Origin of the sequence: Streptomyces sp. NPDC016309, assembly GCF_043077235.1 — a bacterium.
Classification (GTDB): domain Bacteria; phylum Actinomycetota; class Actinomycetes; order Streptomycetales; family Streptomycetaceae; genus Streptomyces.
Map to the genome: position 1 here is coordinate 162,099 of NZ_JBIBSG010000005.1, position 24,669 is coordinate 186,767.

The window sequence follows — 24,669 nt, forward strand, 5'->3', positions numbered from 1 at the left end:
CTACCGCCGCGTACAACCCCGGAGGCCGCACGTGCACCACCGCAAACCCCTCATCGCCGCGCTCACCGGCGTGGCGCTCGCCGCCGGTGTGCTGGCCACCGCCGGCGGCACGGCCACCGCCCAGCCCGCAGCCGCCTCCACCGGCGGGGTGAAGATCGCGTACTACGACCAGTGGAGCGTGTACGGCAACGCCTTCTACCCCAAGCACCTGGACACCCGGGGGATCGCCGGCAAGCTGGACGTCATCAACTACTCGTTCGGCAACATCCACCCCACCGAGCTGACCTGCTTCGAGGCCAACAAGGCGGCGGGCGACGACAACAACCCCAACGCCGGTGACGGCGCGGGCGACTCGTACGCCGACTACCAGCGCTCCTTCTCGGCGGCCGACAGCGTCGACGGGGTCGCCGACAAGTGGGACCAGCCGATCGTGGGCGTCTTCAACCAGTTCAAGGAGCTGAAGGCGAAGTACCCCAAGCTCAGGATCAACATCTCGCTGGGTGGCTGGACCTACTCCGAGTACTTCCACGACGCGGCGAAGACCGACGCGAGCCGCAAGAAGTTCGTGGCCTCCTGCGTCAAGCAGTACATCGCCGGCGACCTGCCCGTCGAGGGCGGGTACGGCGGCCCCGGCACCGCCGCCGGGATCTTCGACGGCATCGACATCGACTGGGAGTACCCGGGCTCGCCCGACGGCCACCTCGGCAACCACTACGGACCCGAGGACAAGCAGAACTTCACGCTGCTGCTCGCCGAGTTCCGCAAGCAGCTCGACGCCTACGGGGCCGCCCACGGCGGCAAGAAGTACCTGCTGACCGCCGCGCTGCCGGCCGGCCAGGACAAGATCAAGAACATCGAGACGGACAAGATCGGCGCGTATCTCGACTACGCGAACATCATGACGTACGACATGCACGGCGCCTGGGACGGCGACGGGCCCGCGTACCACCAGTCCCCGCTGTACTCCGGCGCCGGTGACCCGACCGACCCGGTCAAGCCCGGCACCGAGAAGTACTCGATCGACAACGCCATCGACTCCTGGATCGACGGCAAGCCGGCGTACGGCATCGCGGGCGGCTTCCCGGCGAACAAGCTGACCCTGGGCTACGAGTTCTACTACCGCGGCTGGAAGGGCGTCCCGGCGGGCGCCAGGAACGGTCTCGGGCAGCCCGCGACCGGCGCCTCCGCCGCCCGGCCGGTCAGCCAGCAGGCGGGCATCGCCCACTACAAGGAGCTCGGCGGCATCGTCGACAACCCGGCGACCACCTTCTGGGACGACGAGGCGAAGGCCGCGTACTTCTACAAGGACGGCGAGTTCTTCACCGGGCTGGACAAGCGTGCCGTCCAGGCCCGCGCGGACTACGCCCACAGCCGGGGCCTGGCGGGCGCGATGATGTACTCGCTGCTCGGACTGGACGAGCGGACCACGCTGCTGAACGACATCGTGGCCGCGGTCGGCTCGTCCCCGACGACCCCGACCCCCACGCCCACCCCGACCCCCACCCCGACTCCGACGCCGACCGACCCGCCGGCCGGCTGCTCCGCGGCGGCCTGGGCGCCGGCCACCGAGTACACCGGTGGCGCGCAGGTCGCGCACAAGGGGCACACCTGGAAGGCCAAGTGGTGGACGAAGGGCGAGGAGCCCGGCACCACCGGTGAGTGGGGCGTCTGGCAGGACCTCGGCGCCTGCTGATCCCACCCCCCTCCGGGGCGGCCCTCCCACACCACCGCCGCCCCCGCACGACCGCCGCCCCCCGCGTCCCGACGGGGGGCGGCGGCCCGTCGTTCAGCCGTTGTCGACGAGGACGTTGAAGAACTCGTCCACGGCGGCCTGGTCCGCCGGGAAGTGCCGTATCTCGGCGATGCGGCCCTTCTCCATCCGGAACACCAGCACCCAGTCCATGTCGATGTCCGTGCCGTCCCCCCGGTGGCTCACGCAGTGGTGGACCTCCACCACATGGCTCTCGTCCGCCCCCGCGTACCAGACGTCGGCGGTGAAGTCCCCGGTCGCCAGTCCCTCCAGGTACGTGGTGATGCCCTCCGCCCCGCGGTGGCTGCCGGCCAGCGGATGGTTGCCCGGCACGTGCCACACCGCGTCCGGCGCGAGCACCGTCTCGCGCAGTCCTTCCAGGTCCCCGGTGGCGTACCCGGCCCAGAAACGTTTGATCAGGTCGATGTTGGGGTTGCTCATCTCAACCCTTCCCCGTGTGCGGCTCCTTGTGTGGTCGAGCCTCCCTCCGCCCGACCACTCCGGTCCAATGCTTGAATCCATAACCTTGTGGCATGGACATCGACACCCGGCTGCTGCGTTACTTCGCCGCCGTCGCCGAAGAGGGCCATCTCACCCGTGCCGCCGAGCGGTTGTTCATCTCCCAGCCCGCACTGACCAAGCAGGTCAGGCAACTGGAGGCCCAACTGGGCGTGGAGCTGTTCGTCCGCTCGCGCAACGGCATGGCCCTCACCGACGCGGGTACCGCGCTCGCCGCCGCCGTACCCCCCGTCCTCGACGCCTGGAGGACGGCGCTGCTCACGACCAAGTCGGCGGCCGAGCGGGCGCAGCGGGTGCTGCGGGTCGGCTTCGTGGCGTCGGCCGCCAACGAGCTGACCCAGCAGATCATCGCCGAGTTCGCCCGGCGCCGCCCCGGCTGGCGGGTGCGGCTGGTCCAGACGGGCTGGGAGGACCCGACGGCCGGACTGGCCGGCGGCGGGACCGATGTGGCGCTGCTGCGGCTGCCGTTCCCCGGCCAGGACGAGCACGGCGTGGAGGTGCTGCTCACCGAGGACCGCTGGCTGGCCCTGCCGGCCGCGCACCGGCTGGCGGACCGCGAGGTGATCGACTTCCGGGAGGTCCTCGACGAGCCGTTCGTCACCACGCCGGACGCCTCCGGCTGGTGGCGCGACTACTGGCTGGCCGTCGACGAGCGCGACGGGCACCCCGTGACGGTCGGCGCGGTGGCGAACAACCCGGACGAGTGGCTGGGCGCCATCGCGAGCGGCTACGGCATCGGCCTCACCCCGGAGGCCACCGCCCGCTTCTACCAGCGCCCCGACGTGGTCTACCGGCCGGTGCGCGGGGTCAGCCACAGCCAGGTGGGCGTCGTCTGGCGGTCCGGCGGCGAGGTGCCGCCCGTGGTGCGGGACTTCGTCCGCAGCGCGCTGACCGTGAGCCGCGGGGAGGACCCCGGTCCGGTCAGCCCGGGGTGACGCCGATCAGCTCGGCGATCCGCTCGGCGGCGACCGCCCGGGAGTACAGCCAGCCCTGGCCGGTGTCGCAGCCGATGCGGCGCAGCCGGGCGGCCTGGCCCGAGGTCTCCACGCACTCCGCGGTGACGGTCAGCCCGAGCCGGTGCGCGAGCTGCACCAGCGCCTCGACGATCACCTCGTCGGCCGGGTTGGGGTGCTCCTCGTCCTGGAACCCGCGCACGAAGGAGCCGTCCAGCTTCAGCACCTTGACGGGGAGGCGGCTGAGGTAGGCGAGGTTGGAGTAGCCCGTGCCGAAGTCGTCGATGGCGATCCGTACGCCCATGTCGCTGAGCGCCTGGAGGGCTTGCAGCGGCCGTCCGGCCGAGCCCATCACCGCCGACTCGGTCAGCTCGAGCTGGAGCAGGTGGGGGGCGAGGCCGGTCTCCGCGAGGATCTCGGCCACGTCCGCGACCAGGTCGGAGTCCCACACCTGGCGCACGGCCACGTTGACGCTCACGAACAGCGGGCGCTCGCCGGGGTGGTCGACCTGCCACCGCCGGGCCTGGCGGCACGCGGTGCGCAGCACCCAGCGGCCGAGCTGCACGATCGAGCCGTCTTCTTCAGCAATTCCGATGAACCGATTCGGCGCCAGGGTGCCGAACTGCGGGTGGTTCCAGCGGACCAGGGCCTCCACGCCCCGCACCGTCCCGTCCGCCATGCCCACCAGCGGCTGGTACTCCAGCGCGAACTCGCCCCGCTCGACGGCCCGGCGGAGGGTGGAGGAGAGCGACTGCCGGGTCATCCGGTGGGCGTTGCGCTCGGGGTCGAACAGCGTCCAGCGGGCCTTGCCGTCGGCCTTGGCCCAGTACAGCGTGGTGTCGGCGGCCTGCATCAGGCCGTTGACGGTGGTGCCGGCCGCGGTCCGCTCGACGACCCCGATGGACGCCGAGACCGACAGCCGCTGCCCGGCCAGGTCGAACGGCTTCTGTACGGCGGCGAGCACCGACCGGGCGAGGTCGGCGAGGTGTTCCGTACCGGTGGAGTCCTCGACCAGGATGGCGAACTCGTCCCCGCCGAGCCGGGCCACCAGGTGCCCGCCGCCGCGCGTGTGGCCGTCGCCGTCGGCGCACTCGGTGAGCCGGGTGGCGACGGCGGCCAGCAGCCGGTCGCCGACGCGGTGCCCGAGGGTGTCGTTGACCGCCTTGAACCCGTCGAGGTCCAGGTAGCACAGCCCGATGCGGCCGGTGCCGCCGTCGTCGTACGAGGAGTTCTCCAGCGCCGAGGTCAGGCGCTCGAAGAACAGGGTGCGGTTGGGCAGCCGGGTCACGGGGTCGTGCATCTGGAGGTGCCGCAGCCGGGCCTGGAGCTGGCGCCGGTCGCTGATGTCCGCGATGGACAGCAGGACGCCCCGGCCGGCGGTGACCGGGGCGACGGTCACCTCGGCCCACAGGGAGCGCCCGTCGGGGTGTTTGAGGCGGCGCGTGCAGCGGAAGCGGGAGCGCCGGCCCCGCAGCACCTCGCGGTACGCGTGCCAGGTGCGGGTGTCGGAGGCCAGGTCGACGAGGTCGGCGGCGGCCTGTTCGCGCAAGGAGGCGGTGTCGGTGCCGAGCAGGGCGGCCAGGGACTCGTTCGCGGTGACCACCAGCCCCTCGGGGTCGACGACCGCCATGGCGAGGTGGGCGGCGTTGAAGGCGGCGCGGTAGTCGTCCGGGAGGTTCGTGGCGCGCGGTCCGGGCGCTTCCGCCGGGACGCGGACGACGGCGGCCGGGTGGCGCGGCCCCTCGGCCGTTTCATTACTCTCGGTGACCGGCCGCGGGGCGGTTCCGGTCGGTGAGACCGCCGCAGCTCCCGGTCCTTCGGAGGTTCCGTTCACGGCTCGCTCCCGCAAGGCAGTTGTGACGCACAGATGTGGTCGGGATGGGTCGGCCAGGAAAGTGTGCCGATCATAGAGGCTTCAACGGCGGCCGTTCCAGCGCCGCCACCGCATGAGACGGGTGGGGTTCCTGTGAGGAATCCGCCCTCCGCGGGCGGCCGATCGTTTCTGCACGGGTGTGGCCCCGCCCGGTTCTGCCGTGATCGGTTGTGACTGTCGGTGAACTTCGCGGACCGGTGCGGCGCGTCGCCCAGTCACCCGGGTGGGGCAGCGGAACAGGGCGTAACGGCACAAAACGTCACAGGGTAGTGAGACGTCCCGATTGCCGCACCGGAGGTCGACGTGGAGGGTCAGCAGCCACCCGACGGAGTGGAGCGCCGCCGCCTGCGTGCCACCGCGGCGGGCCTCTTCGCCCTCCTTTCGCTCGCGGCCACCGGTCTCGTCGCCGGTCCCGCGAACGCCGCCCCCGCGGCCGGCCCCTGCGCCCTGCCGCGCACCGACGCCCATCACTCGCTCGGCCTGGACACCTGGAACACCGCCTACCCGCGGCCCGTGCGGACGCTGGACGCCCTGATGGTCTTCCTGTCGTTCCCCGACTCCCGGCCGCTGACCGACCCCGCCGCGCTCGCGGCCGACTACTTCCCCGCGACCAGCCACTTCTTCCAGCGGGCCTCCTACGGCAGGTTCACCTTGCGCCCCCACCCGCGCGCCGAGTGGCTCCGGATGCCGCACGCCTCCACCTCGTACGCCATACGGCGCGACTGGGAGCCGGGGCGCCGCGCCGCCTACCTGCGCGACGCCCTCGCCGCCGCGGACCCGGTGGTCGACTTCTCCCGGTACGACATCGTCTACCTGGTCGCCGACCCGGACGCGCCCGGCGTGGACTCCGACGCGACGAAGGTCGTCAACTTCAGCACCCCGCTGTACGCCGACGGTACGGCGATCAAGCGGGTGGTCACCGTCTTCGAACGGCACCCGCCGGACCGCAACGTCCTCGCCCATGAAACCGGACACGTATTCGACCTGCCGGACCTCTACCACCGGCCGATGGACGGCAAGGGCGACTGGGACACCCATGTGGGGGACTGGGACGTGATGGGAAGCCAGTTCGCCCTCGCGCCCGAACCCTTCGGCTGGCACAAGTGGAAACTGGGCTGGCTGGACCGGCGCCAGGTGTACTGCGTGGGCGCGCCCGGCGAGTCCGGCGACAGCCGCTTCACCCTGGAACCGCTGGCGGCCGCGCCCCCGCGCGGTGCCTCGGTGGGCACCCGGCTGGCCGTCGTCAGGACCAGCAGCACCAGCGCGCTGGCGATCGAGGCGCGCGGGGCGACCGGCAACGACCAGGGCACCTGCACCGAGGGTGTGCTGATCTACCGGGTCCGTACGGACGCGGTGTCGGGCGGCGGCCCCGTCGAGGTGGTCGACACCCACCCCTCGACCGGCGCCTGCCACGACCGGTCGGTCTACCCGCCACTGGCGGACGCGCCGCTGCGCGTCGGCGAGACCTTCACGGTGCCGGGGGAGAACGCCCGCGTCGAGGTCGCCGACCGGACCCGGACGGGCACCTGGACGGTGCGGGTCACGGTCCCGTAGCGGCGGGGGCCGGGGAGCGCCGGAAACGAAGAGGCGCCGGGACGAAGAGGCGCCGGGAACGAAGAAGCGCCGGGAACGAAGAAGCGCCGGGAACGAAGAAGCCCCTCGCTTTCGCGAGGGGCTTCTTCCGTCTGTGCGCCGCCAGGGACTCGAACCCCGGACCCGCTGATTAAGAGTCAGCTGCTCTAACCAACTGAGCTAGCGGCGCCTGCTGACGTCGTAGACCTTAGCACCCTGATCGGCGGGAGGAAAAATCGAAACCCGCACGCCCGCCGCGGCCCCCGCCCGCACCGCCCGCACACAGGCCCAGAGGATCACCTCCGGCCCCGGCAGCCAGGGATGACGGGTGTCCGGCGCCACCAGCCAGCGCGGCGCGCCGCCGGTCCGCGCGCCGCCCACCGCCGCGTCCGAGGGCGTCAGCGCGGGGACGGTGACCGCGTCCCCGGTGCTGTGGCAGAGCAGGGGCGGTACGGCCTCGCCCCACTCCTCCCAGCGGAGCAGCGAGGGCAGCCGGTGGGCGGTGCCGGGCGCGGTGAACAACAGCATCCGCCCCCGGTGAACGGCGACCGGACCGGAACCGGGCCCCTCCGCCCACAGCCGGTCGAGCATGCGGCGCCCGAAGACGGACTCGACGCTCACCACGTCGAAGACGGAGCCGCAGGGCAGCACCGCCGGCGCGGCCGGCCGGGACTCCCACAGGGCGAGCGTGGAACGCGGGTACGCGGCGGCCGACGCCAGCCAGGCGGCTCCGGGCGCCGTGACCTCGGTGGCGTGGTCCAGGGGCGATTCGTTTCGCAGCCAAGCGCTCATGACACCAAGGTGTACCGCCCGTGACGGTCCGGTTCCGGGGAGTTGGCGGAAACCGGGACAGGCCTCCGCCGGGAGGAGTATCTTGCGCCCCGGTCATATGCCACCCGGCTACTCGTCGCCGGGACGGCCTCCGCCACGCAGCAGGTCACGCCCGAACTCGATCATCTTCTTGGCGTAGTCCTCGGTCCACTCGGCGCGCTCGGCGATGTCCCCGGCCGTCAGCCGGTCGAACCGCCGCGGATCGGCGAGCTGCGCGGCCGCCACCGCCTGGAACTCCACCGCCCGGTCGGTCGCCGCGCGGAAAGCCAGCGCCAGCTCCGTGGACCGGGCGAGCAGCTCCCGCGGGTCCTCCATCGACTCCAGGTCGAAGAAGTGCTCGGGGTCGGAGGCGGCCTCCGCAGGCTCGAAGAGCAGGGGTGCGGGCCTCAGCCGCCGCTGCTCGCTCCGCTCGGTCTCCGCCATGAACGTCTCCTCTTCGCACGACGCGCTTCCCCCACCCGCGGGGACGCCCCCGTCGTGATGGACCACCCTCCATTCTCCCGCCCGGCGCAAGTACGCCCCCTCCCCGCGCCGCCCCGGCCCTACGGCACCCAGGTCACGCGGTGTTCGGCCAGGTGGGAGAGGACCGCGTGGTTGGCCTCCCAGCCGTCCGGGAACTTCACCGTCACTCCTAGCTGCACCGGCTCCGTCGAGGGGTGCTCGTCCAGCAGGTCGGCGACGCCCGCCCGGCACACCACCACGCACGCGTGCCGGTGGCGGGAGGCCAGGACGCAGAGCCGGCCCGTCTCCAGGTGGAACGCCGTGGCGTCCGGGCGGCCCGACAGCGGGTGCAGGACCACCGTCACGTCGTACTCACGCCCCTGGAGGCGGTTCGCCGTGTCGACCGTGACGCCCGCCACCCCCAGCTCGGCCAGCGCCGCCCGCACCGCGGCCGCCTGGTCGCGATGGGCGGTGCCGACCGCGACCCGGTCCGGCGTGAGCGGCACCGGGTCCGCCGACCGCTCCGACACGGCCGCCCCGCCCCGGTCCAGCACCCGCCGCACCACCAGCGCCACCGCCCGGACCGCCTCCGGGTCCGTGCGCGGGGTGTGCCGGGCCGGCAGCTCCAGCAGGCCCCAGCCCGACGCGGCCGCCTCGTCCAGCACCCGGTCCGGCCCCGAACCGTCCGACGGCACCCCGAAGGACAGCCGCCGGTCACCCGGCCCGGTGCCGCTGCGGAACGGCGTGTACGGGTAGAACGCGTCCGACACCAGCGGCGCGGCCGACGCCGGGAGCCGCCAGGACACCGGCAGCCGGTGCTGCGGCAGGTCCGGGTTGTGCGCCAGCAGCGTCGACACCGCGCTCGCGGACGGGTCGTACGACAGGCCCGCCCACTGGTCCGCGCCGACCACCGAGAACGGGTCGAGCTGCCCCGGGTCGCCCACGAACAACGCCCGCTCGAACAGCCCCGCCACCGCAAGCAGCGCGTCCGACCGCATCTGGTACGCCTCGTCGACGATGGCGTGCCCCCACGGCTCGACGCCCTTGACGTGCGCCCACTTCGCGGCCGTCGAGATCACCACGTCCAGCCCGGCCAGGTCCGCCGCCCTGGCCGACTTCCGCACGTTCCCCAGGTCGTCGAGCGCCTTGTCGTACGGGTCGGGGTCGTTGCTGTGCAGCCGGCCCACCGGCAGCTCCGGCTCCTTCTCGGCGAGCCGCAGCACCAGGTCGTCCACCTGGGCGTTCGTCTGCGCCACCACCATCAGCGGCCGGCCGGCCGCCGCGAGCTCCAGCGCGGCGCGCACCACGAGGGTGGACTTCCCCGCCCCGGGCGGCGAGTCCACGACGACGCCGCGCGCGTCCCCGTGCAGCGTGTCGGCGAGGATCCCCCGGGTCGCCCGGGCCGCCTCGGCGGAAGGGTCGAAGGGCAGGGACGTCACAGCAGGTCCTCCGGCGTCACGGGATCAGGGGCCTCCGCCGCGTCCACCCGGGGAGGACCCCCGTGCGTCCAGGGCGTCTCCTCCGGGTCGGGCAGCTTCGGGCCCACCCGCTGGTCGTGCTCGAACAGCGTCCACACCAGGCGGTCGCCCTTCTCCGGCACCGACCCCCCGGCCGGCTCCTTGCCCCGCCCCATCCGGTCCAGCACCCGCAGCACCAGCGACCCGTCCTCCTCGTACCGCACGAACTGGGCCGCCTGCGGCTTGCCGTCCAGCGACCGGTACGCCTTCACGCCCTCGCCCAGGTGCGGCCGGTCGTCCGTCCGCACGGTCAGCAGCGGGCGCGGTGCCGGCCGCTTCGACTCCGACCAGGCCATCGTCACGTCCACCACCTCGGCCGCGAACGCCTCACCCGCCAGCCGCCGGGCCGCCATCACCAGCGGGTCGTCGAGCGCCTCCTGCGCCTCCAACTGCGCCTGGGCGCCCTCCCGGGCGGCCAGCTTGTTCGCCGCCGTCACCGCGTCGTCCCGGCGCGGCTGCGGCGGCTCGCCCGCCCGCACCCGGTCCCGGTGGCCGGTGAACGACCAGCGGTCGCGGGTCCACCGGTCCGTCACCCGGGAGCCCGGCGGCAGCGCGCGCACCAGCTCGACCGCCCGCCACACGGCGTGCCACGTCGGCCGTAGCTGGGTCAGGACCAGCCGCCGGACCTCGCGCTCGGCGCGGTGCAGCTCGCCCAGCCGCTCGTCGGCCGCCTCCCCGTCCTCGGCCGACGCCAGGGCCTGCCGGGCCCGGTCGAACCGCTCGATCGCCGGGGCCAGCAGCCGGTTGTCGAACGCCGGGTCGGTCGCCGGACCGGCCGGCGGGCACAGGAGCTGACCGTCCCGGTCCCGCCCCAGCTCCGCGCGCAGGGCCGCCTCGGCGCCGGAACCGCCCTCCGGCGCGTCGATCCAGGCGAGCAGCGCCCCCAGGTGCTGGTCCTCCAGCGACGACTGGCCGGTCGCCCAGTGCCGGTTCAGCAGATCGGTCGCCGCCAGCAGCAGCGACGAGCCCGGCACCCGGGCCCGCTCCCCGTAGTGCGTCAGCCACCGCCCCAGCAGCGGCACGCGCGGCGGCGCCGGGAACGGCGTCTCCGGGTCCTGCTCGGCGGTGCGCCGGAACCGCATCGACCGGCCCAGCAGCCGCACGTACTCCACGCCGGCCCGGCTCGGCACGATGAGCTGCGGCGCGTCCGCGCACAGCTCCACCTCGACCTTGACCTTCCTGCCGGTCTCCGGATCGGTCTCGTTGCGCTCGGCCGCCTCGACGTCGTCCGCGAACCCGTCGACGTACGGCAGGACCGCCTCGGCCAGGTCCGCCAGGAACGCGAACCGCAGGTCCCGGTCGCGCGGCTGGGCCACCACCAGCAGCCGCGGCTCCTCCGGATCGGTGCCGACCAGCGCCCCCAGCGGCGCGCCCGCCTCACCGGCGGTCGTCAGCGGTACGAGGACGAGCGGCCGCCCGGACACGTGCCGGTGCCGCACCGTCGCCAGCGGCTGGGCGCGGCCCGACTCGACGGCCTCCAGCCGGGCGAGCGTGGAGATCAGCGACATGCCCGCACCGCCTCCAGGGACTGGGCCCGCAGGGCCGCCGCCTGCCGCAGCGCCGCCACCGCCGGATCGGCGGGATCACCCGCCTCGCCCCGCGCCGCCGCCAGCACCCCGCCCACCGTCGTCAGCCCGCCCAGCTCACCGCGCACCGAACGGCCCAGCGTCTCCACCGCCCCTGCCGCCCGGGCCCGGTCGCGGCAGTGGAACGCCAGCTCGCACGCCGCCAGGCACTCCGGCGCGTACGCGTGCGGCACCGCCTCCACCGCCGCCGCCAACTGCTCCGCCGAGCAGGCCGCCATGTCGAAGGTGACCCCCTCGGGCAGGGCCGCCGCGATGTCCTCGATCCGGGTCAGCCGGGCGAGCTGCCGCCGGGTCACCGACAACTGCTTGCGCACGTCGACGGCCGAGGCGGCCGGCTCGTTGGAGAAGTCCCTGGGGCACACCAGCAGCACCGAGTGCGCCACCTCCGCGTCCCCGGTCACCGCCGCGACCCGCTCCAGCGCCAGCACGTACACCGCGGCCTGCCGGGCCGCCGCGCCCACCTTCGCCGCGTCCGCGGAACCGTCGATCATCGGGAACGACTTGATCTCGACGACCGTCCACCGCCCGTCCGGACCCACCACCACCGCGTCCGGCTCCAGATACGCGGGCGAACCGGCCACCTCCAGGGCCAGCATCGGATGGTCGAGCAGCGACCACGCCCCGGCCTCCGTCGCCTCCCGCAGCGCCAGCGCGGTGCGCGCCGCACGGCCCTCCGGCCCGGCCGCCGCCAGGTCCGGCACCCGCACCTCCGCCGGCTCGGCCACGCCCAGCAGCCGCATCAGCTCCCGCCCGCCGTCGGCCTTCACCCGGGCCTCGAAGGCATTGCCCCGCATGAACGCGAACTGCGACTGGCCGAAGCCCGACGGCGCGCCCAGCGCGGAGGCCAGCGCGGCCTTGTCGACACCGGCGCCGTCCAGCAGCGCCCGGCGCCGGCAGCCGGGGTTGGCGGCCAGCGCCGCCAGCGCACGGGCGTCCAGCGGACGCGGCGCGGCGGTCGGACCGCGCAGCTCAGCCAGCTGCTGTCGCAGTGTCGTCTGCGGACGCGGGACGGGTCCGCTGCCCAGGGATTCGCTCACCCGCGGAAGTCTCGCATCCGTCACTGACAACCGGGGCCCGGACGCCCGGCGTCCGCGTCAGCCACCACCCGAGTCCCATGACCGCGACGCCCGCCACCGCGTCCAGGAGGTAGTGGTTCGCCGTGCCCATGACGACGAGGACGGTGAGGGCCGGGTACGCGACGGCGAGGACCCTCAGCAGCGGCGCCCGCCCGTACCGGAACAGCACCACCCCGCACCACAGCGCCCAGCCGACGTGCAGGCTGGGCATCGCCGCGAACTGGTTGGTCATCCCGCCCAGCCCGCGCGGGGCGCTCGCCTCGCCGCCCCACCAGCCGTACGCGCTGTAGTACGCCATCGTGTCCGTGAACCCCTCGCCGGCGCCGAGCAGCCGGGGCGGGCAGGTCGGCAGCAGCGTGAAGCCGACCAGCCCCAGCAGGGTGGAGACCATCAGCCAGGTCCGGGCGGCCCGGTAGTGCGCCGGGCGGCGGCGGAACAGCCACACGAGGACGGCCGGCGTGACCAGGTAGTGCAGCGAGGCGTACGCGAAGTCCGCGGGTATCCCCAGGGCCGGCGTACCGGTGAAGAGACGATTCAGCGGATGCTCCGCGTCCAGGTGCAGGGCCTCCTCCAGCCGCAGGATCGCCAGCCCGTGCCCGACCGCGTCCCGCTCGTCGCCCCGGGCGAGCAGCCGGCCCCCCGAGTAGGCGGCGTACACCACCGCGAGCAGCGCGGTCTCGGCCCACCAGCGCGGCCGGTGTCCCCCCGCGGCGTACGGCATACGGACGCTCCCCCCTGTGCGCTCCCCCCACAGGGACGCCCCGCGTACCGCGCGGGTTGCCCGCCTCGTAACCCGGAGTCCAGGTGCGCGATGATGGAGGGACACCCCTCGCGAGACTTCAGGAGAGCCCTCATGGCACCGCGGATCCTGCTCGCCCGGCACGGCCAGACCGAGTGGTCACTGCTGGGCAAGCACACCGGCAGGACGGACATACCGCTGCTCGAGGAGGGCCGCCGGGGCGCGAAGCTGCTCGGCGAACGGCTCCAGCGCGGGGCCTGGGACGGTCTGGACGGCACGGAGATCCGTACGAGCCCGCTGGTGCGCGCGCGGGAGACCTGCGAACTGGCCGGCTTCGGCGACCGCGCCGAGCCCTGGGACGCGCTGATGGAGTGGGACTACGGCGCCTACGAGGGCATGACGCCGGCCGAGATCAAGGCGGGCCGGCCGGACTGGTTCATCTGGCGCGACGGCGTGCCGGAGGGGGAGACCCTGGCGCAGCTCTCCGACCGCGCGGACACGATCGTCGACTGGGCCCGCTCGGCCGACCGGGACGTCCTGGTCTTCGCCCACGGCCACATCCTGCGCTCCATCGCCGCGCGCTGGCTGGGCGAGCCGGTGTCGTTCGCGGCCCGGATCCGCCTCGACCCCACGAGCCTGTCCGCCCTGGGCTGGGCCTACGGCGACCCCGCGATCGAGCGCTGGAACGACACGGGCCACCTGGAGGGCTGACGGGGCCGGACCCCTGGGGAGCGTTTGGGGCACCGCGGGCCGGGCGGGACTTCGCGGACACGACCTAGCGTGCTCCGAGCGCGGCGTGGCGGGCGACGAACGCCGACACCGCGTCGCCGGCCGGGTACGGGGCGAGCAGCCGTACCGTCTCGTCCAGCAGGGCGCGGATGCGGCTCGACTGGACCTGGTCCAGCAGGTCCAGCACCCGTCCGCCGGCCGACGCGGCCTCCTCGGGGGCGCCGGCGCGCGCCAGGTCGGTGGCGAGCTGGGCCCGGTACAGGGCCAGGTTGCGGGTGAAGTGCGGGTCCTGGAGGACCGTCGCCCGGTGGGCGTGCCGGGCGGCGCGCGCCCAGTCGCCCAGCGCCGACCAGCACTGGGCCTCCAGCGCCTCCAGCTCCGGCTCGCCGAAGAAGGACATCCACTCCGGGTCGGCGCCGCCCGGGCCGCGCCCGAACAGCGTGTGGGCCCGCCCCAGGGCCTCCTCGCACCCGGCCCGGTCGCCCAGCCCGGCCCGGCCGCCCGCCTCCCGCAGGGACAGCAGCGCCAGCAGCCGCGGCGAGGACAGGTGGCGGGCCGCCCGCTGGCCGGCCTGGGCGGCGCGTACCGCCTCCCGGTACCGGCCCGCGTCCCTGGCCAGGAACGACGCGTTGGAGAACGCGTGCGCCTCCAGCGCGTGGTCGCCCGCCACGCGCGCGGTGGCCAGGGCTTCGGCGTAGTGCGAGCGGGCGTCCTCCGGCCGGCCCGAGTCGTGGGCCAGCCAGCCCACGGACAGCGCCAGTTCGCCCGCGCCCGCGTGCATCCGGTCGGCGGTCGACTGCCGTACGGCGGTCCCCGCGTCCAGCAGCGCGTACGCGGTACGGAGCGGCTCGGCGGCCGTGCGGTAGAGCCGGTCGGCGCCGTGCCGGTCGTCGAGCAGCCGGATCCGCCGGACCGCCTCCTCGACGGCGCCCACCTCGGTCTCGCCGTACCTGCCGCCGGCGCGCGGCGCGGGGACGATGCCGCCGAGGCCGAGCGAGGCGGCCGCCACGGTGGCGGTGCCGCTCGTCATGAATGCGCGACGCAGCACGTCGCTCTCCTCATCGTTCCGGATGGTGGTGTCGGTGTCCGGCGCCGGCGGGTGCGCGGCCGCGGCACGCGCTGCCCGGCCGCGCACCTGCTCCCGGGCGGCGAACCCCAGGTCGGTCAGGGACAGTCCGGGGAACATGTGCAGGAACACCCGTTCGTACGCGTAGTTGGGGCAGCGGATCTCGCCCGACTCCACGCGCCCGATGTAGCGGGCGTCGCACGCCACCTGCTCACCGATCTCCCGGGCGGCCCGGCGGACCGCGGCCGCGAACTCCCCCGGGGAGCGCTGCCCGCGCAGCCGGCGGAAGGCGAGGTTGGGAACCGTCCGTGACGTCGCCATGGCCGAGCCCTCTCCCGCGTACCGCACAGCCGCTGTTCCGGCGGAGCAAGAACGTACCTGCTGTGACGGGCCGGACACACAGTGTTTGCCTACAAACCGGATATCTCACCCACGATCCGCCATGAACTGCCATCCTTTGCGGCGGCGAGCCGCCGTAGCCGTTGACGGGCATGCGCGTTGAACCATGTGGAGAGACGCCAGGTGTCTCCACACGGGGACTCGAGCGAGGAGGGGATCCCTTGTTGGAGGTCGGCATGCAGGTGAATCCGCGGTCCGACGGCGCGCCACGGAGCGCCGCGCCGCACTGGCCGGCGCCGGACGCGAGCGCCGCGCCCGAACAGGGCGAGCCCTGGGACCTGGTGACCGTTCCGGCCCGCCAGGGCCTCGAGGCCGTCGACATCCTGCGGCGCGGCGGCGCCCCGGCGGTCGGGCCGGTGCTGCACGACGGGTCGTGCGACACCCTGGGCTTCCTGGTGCCCCCCGGCACCGCAGCGGGCTGGGACGTGCCCGGCAGTGCCTGTACGCGCACGGACGGGCGCGGCCTGCGGATCCCGGCGCCGGCCGGCGACCACCCGGAGCCCCCGGTCTCCGGTTCCGGCTGGCTGCTCCCGCCGGCGGACACCGGGCCGGTCACCGACCCGGTGGTGCTCCGTGAGGCGCTGGGCGAGGCCGCCCGTCTGATCGAGGCCGCCGACAACTGCCGGTGACGGCGCACACGTCCCGGGGCGGGGTCGGGCGGGATCCCGGGCGCCGATAATGGGGGGATGGCAAGGAACAAGCGGCGCGGGCGGGCGGCGGCGGCCGAGGCCGTCGTCGAGACCGTGGCCGGCGGCGTCGCGGAGCTCATACCCGACCCGGACCACCCGCGGGCCTGGACGCTGCTCATCGACGGGGCGCCCCAGTCGCACGTGGACCTCGACGAACCGGCCCGGCTGAGCTTCCCGTACCAGCGGCGGCTCGGTCATGTCGCCGACCTCGTCGCCCCGCCCGGCAGGCCGCTCCAGGTGGTGCATCTCGGCGGCGGTGCGTTCACCCTCGCCCGGTACGTGGCCGCCACCCGGCCCCGCTCCACCCAGCAGGTCGTCGAGGTGGACGCGCCCCTCGTCCAGCTCGTCCGCCGCGAACTGCCGCTCGACCCCGGCGCCCGCGTCCGGGTGCGCGGCGCCGACGCCCGCGCCGGGCTCGGCAAGGTGCCGGACGGCTGGGCGGACCTGGTCGTCGCGGACGTCTTCAGCGGCGCCCGCACCCCCGCGCACCTCACCAGCACGGAGTTCCTGGAGGAGGTCCGGCGCGTCCTCGCACCCGGCGGGCACTACGCCGCGAACCTGGCCGACGGGCCGCCGCTGGCCCATCTGCGCGGCCAGGTCGCCACCGCCGCCGCCGTCTTCCCCGAGCTGGCGCTCGCCGCCGACCCGGCCGTGCTGCGCGGCCGCCGGTTCGGCAACGCCGTGCTCCTCGCCTCCGCCGTACCGCTGCCCGTCGCCGAGCTGACCCGGCGGGTCGCCACCGACCCGCACCCCGGGCGCGTCGAGCACGGCCGGGGGCTGGCCGACTTCACGGGCGGGGCGGCCGCCGTCACCGACGCGAGCGCCAAGGACTCACCCGTACCGCCCGCCGCGGTGTTCGAGTGACCGACGGCCGGTCCCGTCCGCCTATCGGACAGCTTCTTGCCGGGAACCGGACGCCGAGCCGAGAATCGGCCAAGAGGAACACACCGGCGGAAAGGGGACGGTCATGGCCGCGCACGTCCACGTCCGCGTCCACCAGGGCATGGGCGTCACCAGGAGCGGCGCACTCGTCGAGCACTACCGCTGCCGCTGCGGCGCCACCTGGACGAAGTCGTACCGGGCCGACGGCCGACTGGACTAGCGCTCGTCGATCTGCACCATCGGCGCGTGGTCGTGCCAGGTGCAGAACACGTCGTTCTCCCGGCCGTCCCGGCTGAACGTCACCCGGATGTAGGTCGGCTGCTTCCACACCTGCATCTGCCAGCCGGGCGCCGGCGTCGCCGAGACCAGCTCCGCCGAGGCGGCACCGATGTCGAAGGCCACCCGGCCGCCGTCGACCGTGTAGCTCTTCACGGCACCCGTGCTCGCGGGCGGGGTGCTCGGTGCCGGTGACGGCGGGCGCCGGGGCGGGGGCGAGGACGAGACCGGCGGCGTGCGGCGGCTCGGAGCGGCGGAGGACACCGGGGCCGGTGTGCGGCTCGGGGCGGGGGATGCCTGCGGGCGGCGCGTGGACGAGACCCGGGGCGACCCGCTCGGGCTCGCCGCGGGACGGTCGGCCGTGATCGGCAGGGCGCGCGGCGGGTCGTACGCCGTACCGGCCATCACCGTGTGGACGCCCCACCACGACAGGGTGACCGCCGCGCCCGTGGCGAGCGACCACGCCACCGCGTGTACCAGTCCTCTACGCATCCGGGCCATCCTGCACCACACGCCCCAGAGGTCAACACCGGTCCCCCTCATTCCGCCGTATGGCGTACGGTGCCGCCCATGGCAAGTGTGCTCGTGGTCGAGGACGACCAGTTCGTGCGCTCCGCCCTCATCCGGCACCTGACCGAGGCCTCCCACACCGTACGGAGCGTCGGCACGGCACTGGAGGCGCTGCGCGAGGTCGCCCATTTCCGGTTCGACGTGGTCATCCTCGACCTCGGACTGCCCGATCTGGACGGGTCGGAGGCGCTGAAGATGCTGCGCGGCATCACCGACGTACCGGTGATCATCGCGACCGCCCGGGACGACGAGACCGAGATCGTCCGGCTCCTCAACGACGGCGCCGACGACTACCTCACCAAACCGTTCTCCGTGGAGCACCTGTCCGCGCGGATGGCCGCCGTGCTGCGCCGGTCCCGCGCCACCGCCGGCGAGGCCCCGCCGAGCAGCGTCCTCCAGGTCGGCGGCCTGACCGTCGACCCGCTGCGGCGCCAGGCCGAACTGGACGGCGTACGCCTGGACCTGACGCGCCGGGAGTTCGACCTGCTGGCCTTCCTCGCCGGCCGGCCCGGCGTGGTCGTCCCGCGCAAGGAACTGCTCGCCGAGGTGTGGCAGCAGTCGTACGGGGACGACCAGACCATCGACGTCCACCTCTCCTGGCTGCGGCGGAAACTGGGCGAGACCGCCGCCAAACCCCGCTACCTGCACACCCTCCGGGGTGTCGGCGTCAAACTGGAGCCGCCGCAGTGAGCGTCGACCGTGACCTCAGCCGCTGCCGCGGCGGGGCGGCCGCCGGGCCGCGGACGACCGCGAAAGCCGCACCTCTGCGCCGCGCGGGCGGAGAAGCGAGCCGAGTGCGGTGAGGTGGGCGCTCGTCAAGGTGGCGCTGGCCGTCACGGTGATGGTGGTGGCCGCGTTCGCCGTGCCGCTGGGGCTCGTCATCAAGGAGATGGCCCGTGACCGGGCCTTCACCAACGCCGAACGGCAGGCCGCCGCCATCGGCACCTCCCTGTCCATCACCACCGACCGCGGCCAGCTCGACCGGGCCGTCGCCTCCACGCAGGCCGGCGCCGCGGGGCGGCTCGCCGTCCACATCCCGGCGCCGCCCGGCCGGCCGGGAGCCCGCGCCATGGAGATCGGCACCGGCCGGGCCACAGAGGAGGACCTCGACACCGTCCGCCGGGTGCCGCGCGCCTCCACCACCGAGGTCCCCGGCGGCTACGCCCTCCTTCAGCCGACCGCCATCAGCACCGGCCAGATCGCGATCGTCGAGGTGTACGTCCCCGAGGGGGAGGTCTCCAACGGCCTCACCACCGCCTGGCTGATCCTCGCCGGCGTGGGCCTCGCGCTGGTCATCGGCTCCGTCGCCGTCGCCGACCGGCTCGGCGTCCGCATGGTGCAGCCCGCCCAGCGGCTCGCCCGTGCCGCCCACGACCTGGGCGAGGGCAGGCTCGGCGCCCGGGTGCCGGAGGAGGGCCCCCCGGAGCTCAAGTCCGCCGCCGTCGCCTTCAATTCGATGGCCGACCAGGTCGTCCAGCTCCTCGCCAACGAACGGGAGCTGGCCGCCGACCTCTCCCACCGGCTGCGCACGCCCCTGACCGTGCTGCGCCTCAACGCCGCCTCGCTCGGCGACGGGCCGGCCGCCGACCAGACCCGGGCGGCGGTCGAGCAGCTCGAACGGGAGGTCGACACCATCATCCGAACGGCACGGCAGGCCAAGCCGCAGACCCAGGCGGCCGGCCCGGGCGCCGGGTGCGACGCCTCCGGGGTCGTACGGGAACGGATGGACTTCTGGTCCGCGCTCGCCGAGGACGAGGGCCGCAAGGTCCGCCTCGCGGGCGTCGACCGGCCCGTACGCATCCCCGTCGCGCGCCCCGAACTGGTCGCCGCGCTGGACGCCCTGCTCGGGAACGTCTTCCGCCACACCCCGGAGGGCACCGCCTTCTCGGTCGACGTCCACAACGGGGACGACGCCGTCATCATCCTGGTCTCGGACGCGGGACCCGGCATCGCCGATCCCGAGGCCGCCCTGGAGCGCGGCAACAGCGGGGCGCGGGACGGGTCGACGGGGCTCGGCCTGGACATCGTGCGGCGGGTCGCCGAGTCGACCGGCGGGGACGTCCGCATCGGCCGCTCGGTGCTCGGCGGTACGGAGGTCCGCGTCTGGATCGGGCTGGACGGCCGGGGCGGGACGGTCGAGCGGCGGGGGAGGGGCCGCGGCCACCGGATGCGGCGCCGCCGGCGGGCCCCGCACTGACCGGACCGGCCCAGCATTAATCCGCCCCCATGCCTTCCTTAAGCGGAACCTAAGTTCTCCAACCGCCGCCCCGTAGTGGACATTTGTCCGTTTCCGTCTCGCTAGCGTGCTGCCGCACCACCAAACCCCCCAGTAACACAGAGGCAGGCACGCGATGGGCAGCACGGACACCACGGGCGGCAGGGCGACGCACCGGCGCAGGGTCAGCGGCAGGAACAAGGCGATCGGCGCGCTCCTGGCGGCCGCGGTGGCCGGCGGCGCGGCGTTCGCCCTCACCGGCACCGCCCAGGCGGCCGCCGTGGGTGCCGTGTACACCAGGACCAGCTCCTGGAACGGCGGCTACACCGGTCAGTACGTCGTCACCAACGAGACCGGCGAGACCCGGTCCGGCTGGACCCTCGAATTCGACCTGCCCGCCGGGACGAAGCTCGGCTCCCTGTGGAACGGCGACCACACCGTCGACGGACAGCACGTCACCGTGAAGCCCGCGAGCTGGAACAAGCAGCTCGCCCCCGGCGCCTCCGTCACGGTCGGCTTCGTCGCCGGCGCGTCGGGCACCGCGGGCGACCCCGCCGGGTGCCGGATCGACGACCTGGCCTGCGCGCCCGGCGGCGGCACCACACCGCAGCCCAGCGGCCGCCCCACCGAGCAGCCCACCCCCACCCCCACGGCCACCGCCAAGCCCACCCCGACCGCGAGCACCCCGACCCCCACCGCCTCCACCCCCACCCCCACCCCCACCCCCACCCCCACCGCCTCCACCCCACCGCCCGCGCAGGGCACGGCCGCCCGGTTCGCCCCCTACGTCGACACCTCGCTGTACCCCGCGTACGACCTGCTCGACACCGCCGCCAAGACCGGCGTCAAGGAGTTCACCCTCGCCTTCATCACCTCCGGCGGCTCCTGCGCCCCCCTGTGGGGCGGCGTCACCGCCCTGGCCGACGACAAGGTCGCCGCCCAGATCGGCGCCCTGCGCGCCAAGGGCGGTGACGTGCGCGTCTCCTTCGGCGGCGCCGCCGGCCACGAACTGGCCCTCAACTGCGCCACGGCCACCGACCTCGCCAAGGCGTACGGCAAGGTCGTCGACCAGTACGCCCTCACCAAGGTCGACTTCGACATCGAGGGCGCGGCCCTCCCAGACACCGCCGCCAACACCCGCCGCTCCCAGGCCATCGCGCAGCTCCAGAAGTCGCACCCCGGCCTGGACGTCTCCTTCACGCTGCCCGTCATGCCCGAAGGCCTGACCCAGCCCGGCGTGGACCTGCTCGCCGACGCCAGGAAGAACGGCGTACGCACCGACGCCGTCAACATCATGGCGATGGACTACGGCCCGGCGTACAGCGGCGACATGGGCCAGTACGCCATCCAGGCCGCGACCGCCACCCAGGCCCAGGTCAAGGGCGTGCTCGGACTCTCGGACGCGGCCGCCTGGAAGACCGTCGCCGTCACCCCCATGATCGGCGTCAACGACGTCACCACCGAGGTCTTCACGGTCGAGGACGCCACCCAGCTCGTCGACTTCGCGAAGTCCAAGGGGCTCGGATGGCTGGCCATGTGGTCCTCGACCCGTGACAAGCAGTGCGCGGCCGGTGCCGTGAACCACGCGGACGCCACGTGCAGCTCGATCCTCCAGCAACCGCTGGCCTTCACCAAGGCGTTCGCCGCCTACAAGTAGCCACCCCTCCAGCGCTCCGGCCGGGCTCGCCCCCCACCCGGCCGGAGCGCGCCCCGTTTCCCCCGCGCGTCCTCAGCCCTTCACCGCGCCCCGCATGATGCCGCCGACGATCTGCCGGCCGAAGACCACGAACACCAGCAGCAGCGGCAGCGTGCCCAGCAGCGCGCCCGCCATGACGACCGCCTGGTCCGGGACGTAGCCGCGGCCCAGGTTCGTCAGCGCCACCTGCACGGTCGGATTGCTCTGGGTGAGGGCGATGACCGGCCAGAAGAAGTCGTTCCAGGCCATCACGAACGTCAGCATGCCGAGGACCGCCATCGCCGGCCGGGCGGCCGGGAACACCACGTGCCACACGAGCCGCGGGCCGCTCGCCCCGTCCACCCGGGCCGCCTCGACCAGCTCGGTGGGAAGCGCCGTCACCAGGTACTGGCGCATGAAGAACACCCCGAAGCCGCTCACCAGCGCCGGCAGGACGACGGCCTGGAGCCGGTCCGTCCAGGACAGTTCGGCGATCAGCATGAACAGCGGCACCGCGCTGAGCTGCGGCGGCACCATCATCGTGCCGATCACCAGCAGCATCAGGGGCTCCCGGAGACGGAACCGCAGCTTGGCGAAGGCGAAGCCGGCGAGCGTGGAGAACAGCACCGTCCCCGCCGCGACGCTGCCCGCCACGATCGTCGTGTTGACCAGCGCCAGGCCCAGCCCGCCGTCCGTCCAGGCGACGGCCAGGTTGCCGGCGAGGCGGTCGCCGAACCACAGGGGCGGCGGTGTCGCCGCGAGCCGGCCGCCGGTGCCGGACGCCGCCACCGCCGTCCACACCAGCGGGAACAGGGACAGCACGGTGAAGACGATGAGCGCGGCGTACGTCAGCCGGCCCGCACGAGCGGTCACCCCGCCCTCCTCCTCCGGTAGGCGCCGGTCAGCGCGACGGCGGTCCCGAGCAGGACCAGGATCAGGAACATGGTCCACGCGATGGCCGAGGCGCGGCCCAGGTGCAGGTTCACCCACCCCTGCTCGTACAGGTACAGCCCCAGCGTCTGGAACTGGTGCTCCGAACCGCCCGTCGCGCCCGCGCTGCCGTTGTACAGCAGCGGTTCGCCGAACAGTTGGGTGGCGCCGATCGTCGACACCACGCACGTGAAGAGGATCGTCGGCCGCAGCGACGGCACGGTGACGTGCGCGAACTGCCGCCACCGCGACGCCCCGTCCAGCGCCGCCGCCTCGTACAGCTCCCCGGGGACCGCCTGGAGGGCGGCGAGGTAGATCAGCGCGTTGTACCCGGTCCACCGCCAGACGACGATCGTCGACACGGCGATCCGCGAGGCCCAGGTCCCGTTCTGCCAGTCGACCGGCCCGACGCCGGCGAGCCCCAGCACCCAGTTGACGAGCCCGTAGTCCCGGCCGAAGAGCAGCACGAACACCAGCGTGGCGGCGGCGACGGACGTGGCGTACGGGGTGAGGGCGACGACCCGGAAGAACAGCGAACCGCGCAGCCGGTGGTGGAGCAGGTGCGCGATGCCGAGCGCCATCAGGAGCTGCGGCACGGTGGAGAGCACCCCGATCGTCACCGTGTTCCCCAGGGCGTTGTGGAAGAACTCGTCCGTCAGCAGCCGGGAGTAGTTCCGCAGCCCCACCCACTCCATGTCGGACGGCGCCGTCAGCTCCACCCGGTGCAGCGAGGCCCAGCCGGTGTAGAGGAGCGGGAAGAGCCCGAAGGCGCCGAAGAGGGCGAAGAAGGGCGCGACGTAGGCGTACGGGGCCCACCGCGCCGCCCGCCGCGCCCCCGGCCCCCGTGACGCCGTCCCCCGTCGCCCCGATCCGCGTGCCCCCGTTCTCCGTGGACCCGGCCCGCGCGTCCCCTTCCCCCGTGCCCCCGTCTTCCGTGGCCCGGTCCCTGACCCCGGCCCGGGCGGTGCCGGGTCCGGGCGGGGGGCGCGGGGCCGGTCCGGGGTGTCGTCGTCCGGTGCCGTCGTCGTGTCGCTCGCCATGGCGGTCACAGGTCCAGTGCGTTGTCGATGGTCCGCACCGCCGCGTCCCAGCCGTCCTTGGGCCGCCGGCCCTTCTGGTCCACCCGCAGCATGCCGACGTCGGCCAGGTTCTGCGCGATGACCAGGTCCTTCGGGCCGAGGATCGTCACCGGGACGTCCCGGGCGGCACGGGTGTAGATCCGCCCGATGGGGGCGTCGCCGAAGTACGGGTGCCGGGCGCCGGCGACGGCCGGGAGCGTGTGCGCGGCGGACGCGCTGGGGAAGCTGCCGCGCCGCTGGAACAGCCTCGCCTGCTGCGCGGGCGCCGTCAGCCAGGCAGCCAGCCGGGCCGCCGCCACGCGGTGCCGCCCGGACTTCGGTACGACGAGGAAGGAGCCGCCCCAGTTGCCCGGCTTCGGCGCGGCCGCCACGTCCCACAGGTCCTCGCCCGCCGGGCCCGCCTTGTCCTCGATGTAGCCGAGCATCCAGGCGGGGCAGGAGACGGTGGCGAACGTGCCGTTGGCGAACGCCTGGTCCCACGAGGGCGTGAACTGCTGGAGCCGGGCGGTCAGGCCCTCGGTGGCGAACGCGGCGGCGATGTCCCACGCCTCCCGCACGGCCGGGTTCGTCCGGTAGACCACCGTGCCGTCCTCGTCGTAGTACCGCCGCGCGCTGCTGCCGGTGATGGCCGACAGGACGCCGGACGCCGAGTCCGTGAACGCCGTGCCCGCCGGTGCCTTCGCCCGGTACCGCTCGCCGGTCTCCAGGTACCGGCGCCAGTCGCCGGCCCACAGCCGGCCGACCGCCTCCCGGTCCGTGGGCAGCCCCGCCCGCGCGAAGAGATCCTTGCGGTAACAGACCGCCTGGGGCCCGATGTCGGTGCCGAGCCCGACCGTGCGGCCGTCGCGGGTGGTCGCCTGCCGCCACTTCCACGGCAGGAAGTCCTGCCGGCGCACCCCCTCCACGCCGCCCAGGTCCACCAGCCGGTCCGCCTGGGTGGCGGTCACCTCCGCGATGTTGATGGCCTCGACGGCCTGGACGTCGGCGAGGCCGCTGTCGCTGACCAGGTGGGTCAGGAGCTGCGGGTAGTAGTTCTCGTTGCGCTGGATGGAGGTCTGCCGGACGACGACGTCCGGGTGCAGCCGGCTGTACTCGTCGTACAGACCCGCCTCCGCGTAACCGAACGAGCCGAAGAGGCCCACCGTCAGGACGGTCCGGCCGGCCACCCCGTCGCCGTCCCCGCCGCACCCGGCGGCGGGGACGGCGACGAGCACCACGACGGCCGCGAGGAGCAGGGCCCGGACCCGTCGCCGGAACCCGCGGAAGAGTGCGCGCATGAGGCGATTGTGTACGCGGGCGGCC

The 24,669-nt window shown here is 74.2% G+C and carries 23 protein-coding genes and 1 tRNA gene; 10 read left to right on the plus strand and 14 right to left on the minus strand.

Features of this window, described 5'->3' with window-relative positions; all coding sequences use genetic code 11:
- Positions 1–31: 31 nt before the first annotated feature.
- Positions 32–1,693 (plus strand): glycosyl hydrolase family 18 protein, encoded by a 1,662-nt coding sequence (locus tag ACF068_RS14265; protein ID WP_392274514.1) that lies wholly within the window; start codon positions 32–34, stop codon positions 1,691–1,693.
- Positions 1,694–1,786: 93 nt separating this feature from the next.
- Here the strand turns inward: ACF068_RS14265 and ACF068_RS14270 are convergent, their stop codons facing one another.
- Positions 1,787–2,191, minus strand: coding sequence for a nuclear transport factor 2 family protein (locus ACF068_RS14270; protein ID WP_392274515.1), 405 nt, complete (start codon positions 2,189–2,191; stop codon positions 1,787–1,789).
- Between the two features lie 92 nt (positions 2,192–2,283).
- Between ACF068_RS14270 and ACF068_RS14275 the strand changes: the two genes are divergently transcribed.
- Positions 2,284–3,204 (plus strand): LysR family transcriptional regulator, encoded by a 921-nt coding sequence (locus ACF068_RS14275; protein ID WP_392274516.1) that lies wholly within the window; start codon positions 2,284–2,286, stop codon positions 3,202–3,204.
- On the opposite strand, the gene ACF068_RS14280 is transcribed toward ACF068_RS14275, so the two are convergent.
- Positions 3,191–5,056 carry a putative bifunctional diguanylate cyclase/phosphodiesterase gene (locus ACF068_RS14280; RefSeq protein ID WP_392274517.1) on the minus strand — a complete coding sequence of 622 codons (1,866 nt, stop codon included), beginning with the start codon at positions 5,054–5,056 and terminating at the stop codon, positions 3,191–3,193. The two genes, ACF068_RS14275 and ACF068_RS14280, sit on opposite strands and share 14 nt — an antisense overlap.
- 342 nt (positions 5,057–5,398) lie before the next feature.
- Here ACF068_RS14280 and ACF068_RS14285 point away from each other — a divergent pair, with 342 nt between their 5' ends.
- Complete coding sequence (locus ACF068_RS14285; RefSeq protein WP_392274518.1) at positions 5,399–6,649, plus strand: M6 family metalloprotease domain-containing protein; 1,251 nt, start codon at positions 5,399–5,401, stop codon at positions 6,647–6,649.
- Between the two features lie 134 nt (positions 6,650–6,783).
- Here the strand turns inward: ACF068_RS14285 and ACF068_RS14290 are convergent.
- The 7 genes from ACF068_RS14290 to ACF068_RS14320 all read right to left on the minus strand — a co-directional run bounded on the left by ACF068_RS14290 (position 6,784) and on the right by ACF068_RS14320 (position 12,839).
- Positions 6,784–6,857, minus strand: a tRNA-Lys gene (locus ACF068_RS14290).
- The gene (locus tag ACF068_RS14295; protein ID WP_392274519.1) at positions 6,848–7,459 is read right to left on the minus strand and encodes a bifunctional DNA primase/polymerase; all 612 of its coding nucleotides are present in this window, start codon (positions 7,457–7,459) and stop codon (positions 6,848–6,850) included. Before ACF068_RS14295 ends, ACF068_RS14290 begins: the two co-directional genes overlap by 10 nt.
- Positions 7,460–7,567: 108 nt before the next feature.
- Positions 7,568–7,921: a hypothetical protein gene (locus tag ACF068_RS14300; RefSeq protein ID WP_392274520.1), complete on the minus strand. Its 354-nt coding sequence runs from the start codon at positions 7,919–7,921 to the stop codon at positions 7,568–7,570.
- A 119-nt stretch (positions 7,922–8,040) separates the two neighbouring features.
- The gene (locus tag ACF068_RS14305) at positions 8,041–9,369 is read right to left on the minus strand and encodes an AAA domain-containing protein (RefSeq protein WP_392274867.1); all 1,329 of its coding nucleotides are present in this window, start codon (positions 9,367–9,369) and stop codon (positions 8,041–8,043) included.
- A gap of 5 nt (positions 9,370–9,374) precedes the next feature.
- Positions 9,375–10,964: a hypothetical protein gene (locus tag ACF068_RS14310; RefSeq protein ID WP_392274521.1), complete on the minus strand. Its 1,590-nt coding sequence runs from the start codon at positions 10,962–10,964 to the stop codon at positions 9,375–9,377.
- A complete protein-coding gene (locus tag ACF068_RS14315; protein WP_392274522.1) occupies positions 10,955–12,079 on the minus strand; it encodes a hypothetical protein in 1,125 nt (374 codons plus the stop codon). Before ACF068_RS14315 ends, ACF068_RS14310 begins: the two co-directional genes overlap by 10 nt.
- The gene (locus ACF068_RS14320) at positions 12,012–12,839 is read right to left on the minus strand and encodes a phosphatase PAP2 family protein (protein ID WP_392274523.1); all 828 of its coding nucleotides are present in this window, start codon (positions 12,837–12,839) and stop codon (positions 12,012–12,014) included. The genes ACF068_RS14315 and ACF068_RS14320 overlap by 68 nt, the downstream gene beginning before the upstream one ends.
- Before the next feature lie 132 nt (positions 12,840–12,971).
- Here ACF068_RS14320 and ACF068_RS14325 point away from each other — a divergent pair, with 132 nt between their 5' ends.
- Entirely contained in the window at positions 12,972–13,568 is a 597-nt protein-coding gene (locus ACF068_RS14325) for a histidine phosphatase family protein (protein WP_392274524.1), read from the plus strand.
- A gap of 64 nt (positions 13,569–13,632) precedes the next feature.
- On the opposite strand, the gene ACF068_RS14330 is transcribed toward ACF068_RS14325, so the two are convergent.
- Complete coding sequence (locus ACF068_RS14330) at positions 13,633–14,973, minus strand: tetratricopeptide repeat protein (protein ID WP_392274525.1); 1,341 nt, start codon at positions 14,971–14,973, stop codon at positions 13,633–13,635.
- Positions 14,974–15,227: 254 nt separating this feature from the next.
- Between ACF068_RS14330 and ACF068_RS14335 the strand changes: the two genes are divergently transcribed.
- The 3 genes from ACF068_RS14335 (at position 15,228) to ACF068_RS14345 (ending at position 16,842) form a co-directional block, all read left to right on the plus strand.
- The gene (locus ACF068_RS14335; protein ID WP_392274526.1) at positions 15,228–15,680 is read left to right on the plus strand and encodes a hypothetical protein; all 453 of its coding nucleotides are present in this window, start codon (positions 15,228–15,230) and stop codon (positions 15,678–15,680) included.
- Between the two features lie 57 nt (positions 15,681–15,737).
- The gene (locus ACF068_RS14340) at positions 15,738–16,604 is read left to right on the plus strand and encodes a spermidine synthase (protein WP_392274527.1); all 867 of its coding nucleotides are present in this window, start codon (positions 15,738–15,740) and stop codon (positions 16,602–16,604) included.
- 103 nt (positions 16,605–16,707) lie between these two features.
- Entirely contained in the window at positions 16,708–16,842 is a 135-nt protein-coding gene (locus ACF068_RS14345; protein WP_392274528.1) for a hypothetical protein, read from the plus strand.
- Here ACF068_RS14345 and ACF068_RS14350 read toward each other — a convergent pair.
- Complete coding sequence (locus tag ACF068_RS14350; protein WP_392274529.1) at positions 16,839–17,399, minus strand: hypothetical protein; 561 nt, start codon at positions 17,397–17,399, stop codon at positions 16,839–16,841. The genes ACF068_RS14345 and ACF068_RS14350 overlap by 4 nt on opposite strands.
- Positions 17,400–17,468: 69 nt before the next feature.
- On the opposite strand from ACF068_RS14350, the gene ACF068_RS14355 reads away from it, so the two are divergent.
- The 3 genes from ACF068_RS14355 to ACF068_RS14365 all read left to right on the plus strand — a co-directional run bounded on the left by ACF068_RS14355 (position 17,469) and on the right by ACF068_RS14365 (position 21,340).
- Positions 17,469–18,158: a response regulator transcription factor gene (locus tag ACF068_RS14355; RefSeq protein WP_392274530.1), complete on the plus strand. Its 690-nt coding sequence runs from the start codon at positions 17,469–17,471 to the stop codon at positions 18,156–18,158.
- Positions 18,159–18,267: 109 nt separating this feature from the next.
- A complete protein-coding gene (locus ACF068_RS14360; protein ID WP_392274531.1) occupies positions 18,268–19,665 on the plus strand; it encodes a sensor histidine kinase in 1,398 nt (465 codons plus the stop codon).
- Between the two features lie 154 nt (positions 19,666–19,819).
- Positions 19,820–21,340, plus strand: coding sequence for a cellulose binding domain-containing protein (locus ACF068_RS14365; protein ID WP_392274532.1), 1,521 nt, complete (start codon positions 19,820–19,822; stop codon positions 21,338–21,340).
- Positions 21,341–21,412: 72 nt separating this feature from the next.
- Here ACF068_RS14365 and ACF068_RS14370 read toward each other — a convergent pair whose 3' ends face one another.
- The 3 genes from ACF068_RS14370 to ACF068_RS14380 are packed head-to-tail and all read right to left on the minus strand — an operon-like array spanning position 21,413 to position 24,644.
- Complete coding sequence (locus ACF068_RS14370; RefSeq protein ID WP_392274533.1) at positions 21,413–22,231, minus strand: carbohydrate ABC transporter permease; 819 nt, start codon at positions 22,229–22,231, stop codon at positions 21,413–21,415.
- Positions 22,228–23,328 (minus strand): carbohydrate ABC transporter permease, encoded by a 1,101-nt coding sequence (locus ACF068_RS14375; RefSeq protein ID WP_392274534.1) that lies wholly within the window; start codon positions 23,326–23,328, stop codon positions 22,228–22,230. The genes ACF068_RS14370 and ACF068_RS14375 overlap by 4 nt, the downstream gene beginning before the upstream one ends.
- Before the next feature lie 5 nt (positions 23,329–23,333).
- Complete coding sequence (locus ACF068_RS14380) at positions 23,334–24,644, minus strand: ABC transporter substrate-binding protein (RefSeq protein ID WP_392274535.1); 1,311 nt, start codon at positions 24,642–24,644, stop codon at positions 23,334–23,336.
- Between the last annotated feature and the right edge of the window lie 25 nt (positions 24,645–24,669).

Excerpts from the sequence above, each read along its gene's own strand:
- ACF068_RS14330 (WP_392274525.1), bottom strand. The coding sequence starts at position 14,973 with ATGGCGACGTCACGGACGGTTCCCAACCTCGCCTTCCGCCGGCTGCGC.
- ACF068_RS14310 (WP_392274521.1), bottom strand. The coding sequence starts at position 10,964 with ATGTCGCTGATCTCCACGCTCGCCCGGCTGGAGGCCGTCGAGTCGGGC.
- ACF068_RS14345 (WP_392274528.1), top strand. The coding sequence starts at position 16,708 with ATGGCCGCGCACGTCCACGTCCGCGTCCACCAGGGCATGGGCGTCACC.
- ACF068_RS14380 (WP_392274535.1), bottom strand. The coding sequence starts at position 24,644 with ATGCGCGCACTCTTCCGCGGGTTCCGGCGACGGGTCCGGGCCCTGCTC.
- ACF068_RS14300 (WP_392274520.1), bottom strand. The coding sequence starts at position 7,921 with ATGGCGGAGACCGAGCGGAGCGAGCAGCGGCGGCTGAGGCCCGCACCC.
- ACF068_RS14335 (WP_392274526.1), top strand. The coding sequence starts at position 15,228 with ATGCAGGTGAATCCGCGGTCCGACGGCGCGCCACGGAGCGCCGCGCCG.
- ACF068_RS14295 (WP_392274519.1), bottom strand. The coding sequence starts at position 7,459 with ATGAGCGCTTGGCTGCGAAACGAATCGCCCCTGGACCACGCCACCGAG.
- ACF068_RS14340 (WP_392274527.1), top strand. The coding sequence starts at position 15,738 with ATGGCAAGGAACAAGCGGCGCGGGCGGGCGGCGGCGGCCGAGGCCGTC.
- ACF068_RS14270 (WP_392274515.1), bottom strand. The coding sequence starts at position 2,191 with ATGAGCAACCCCAACATCGACCTGATCAAACGTTTCTGGGCCGGGTAC.
- ACF068_RS14375 (WP_392274534.1), bottom strand. The coding sequence starts at position 23,328 with ATGGCGAGCGACACGACGACGGCACCGGACGACGACACCCCGGACCGG.
- ACF068_RS14365 (WP_392274532.1), top strand. The coding sequence starts at position 19,820 with ATGGGCAGCACGGACACCACGGGCGGCAGGGCGACGCACCGGCGCAGG.
- ACF068_RS14275 (WP_392274516.1), top strand. The coding sequence starts at position 2,284 with ATGGACATCGACACCCGGCTGCTGCGTTACTTCGCCGCCGTCGCCGAA.
- ACF068_RS14320 (WP_392274523.1), bottom strand. The coding sequence starts at position 12,839 with ATGCCGTACGCCGCGGGGGGACACCGGCCGCGCTGGTGGGCCGAGACC.
- ACF068_RS14350 (WP_392274529.1), bottom strand. The coding sequence starts at position 17,399 with ATGGCCCGGATGCGTAGAGGACTGGTACACGCGGTGGCGTGGTCGCTC.
- ACF068_RS14325 (WP_392274524.1), top strand. The coding sequence starts at position 12,972 with ATGGCACCGCGGATCCTGCTCGCCCGGCACGGCCAGACCGAGTGGTCA.
- ACF068_RS14355 (WP_392274530.1), top strand. The coding sequence starts at position 17,469 with ATGGCAAGTGTGCTCGTGGTCGAGGACGACCAGTTCGTGCGCTCCGCC.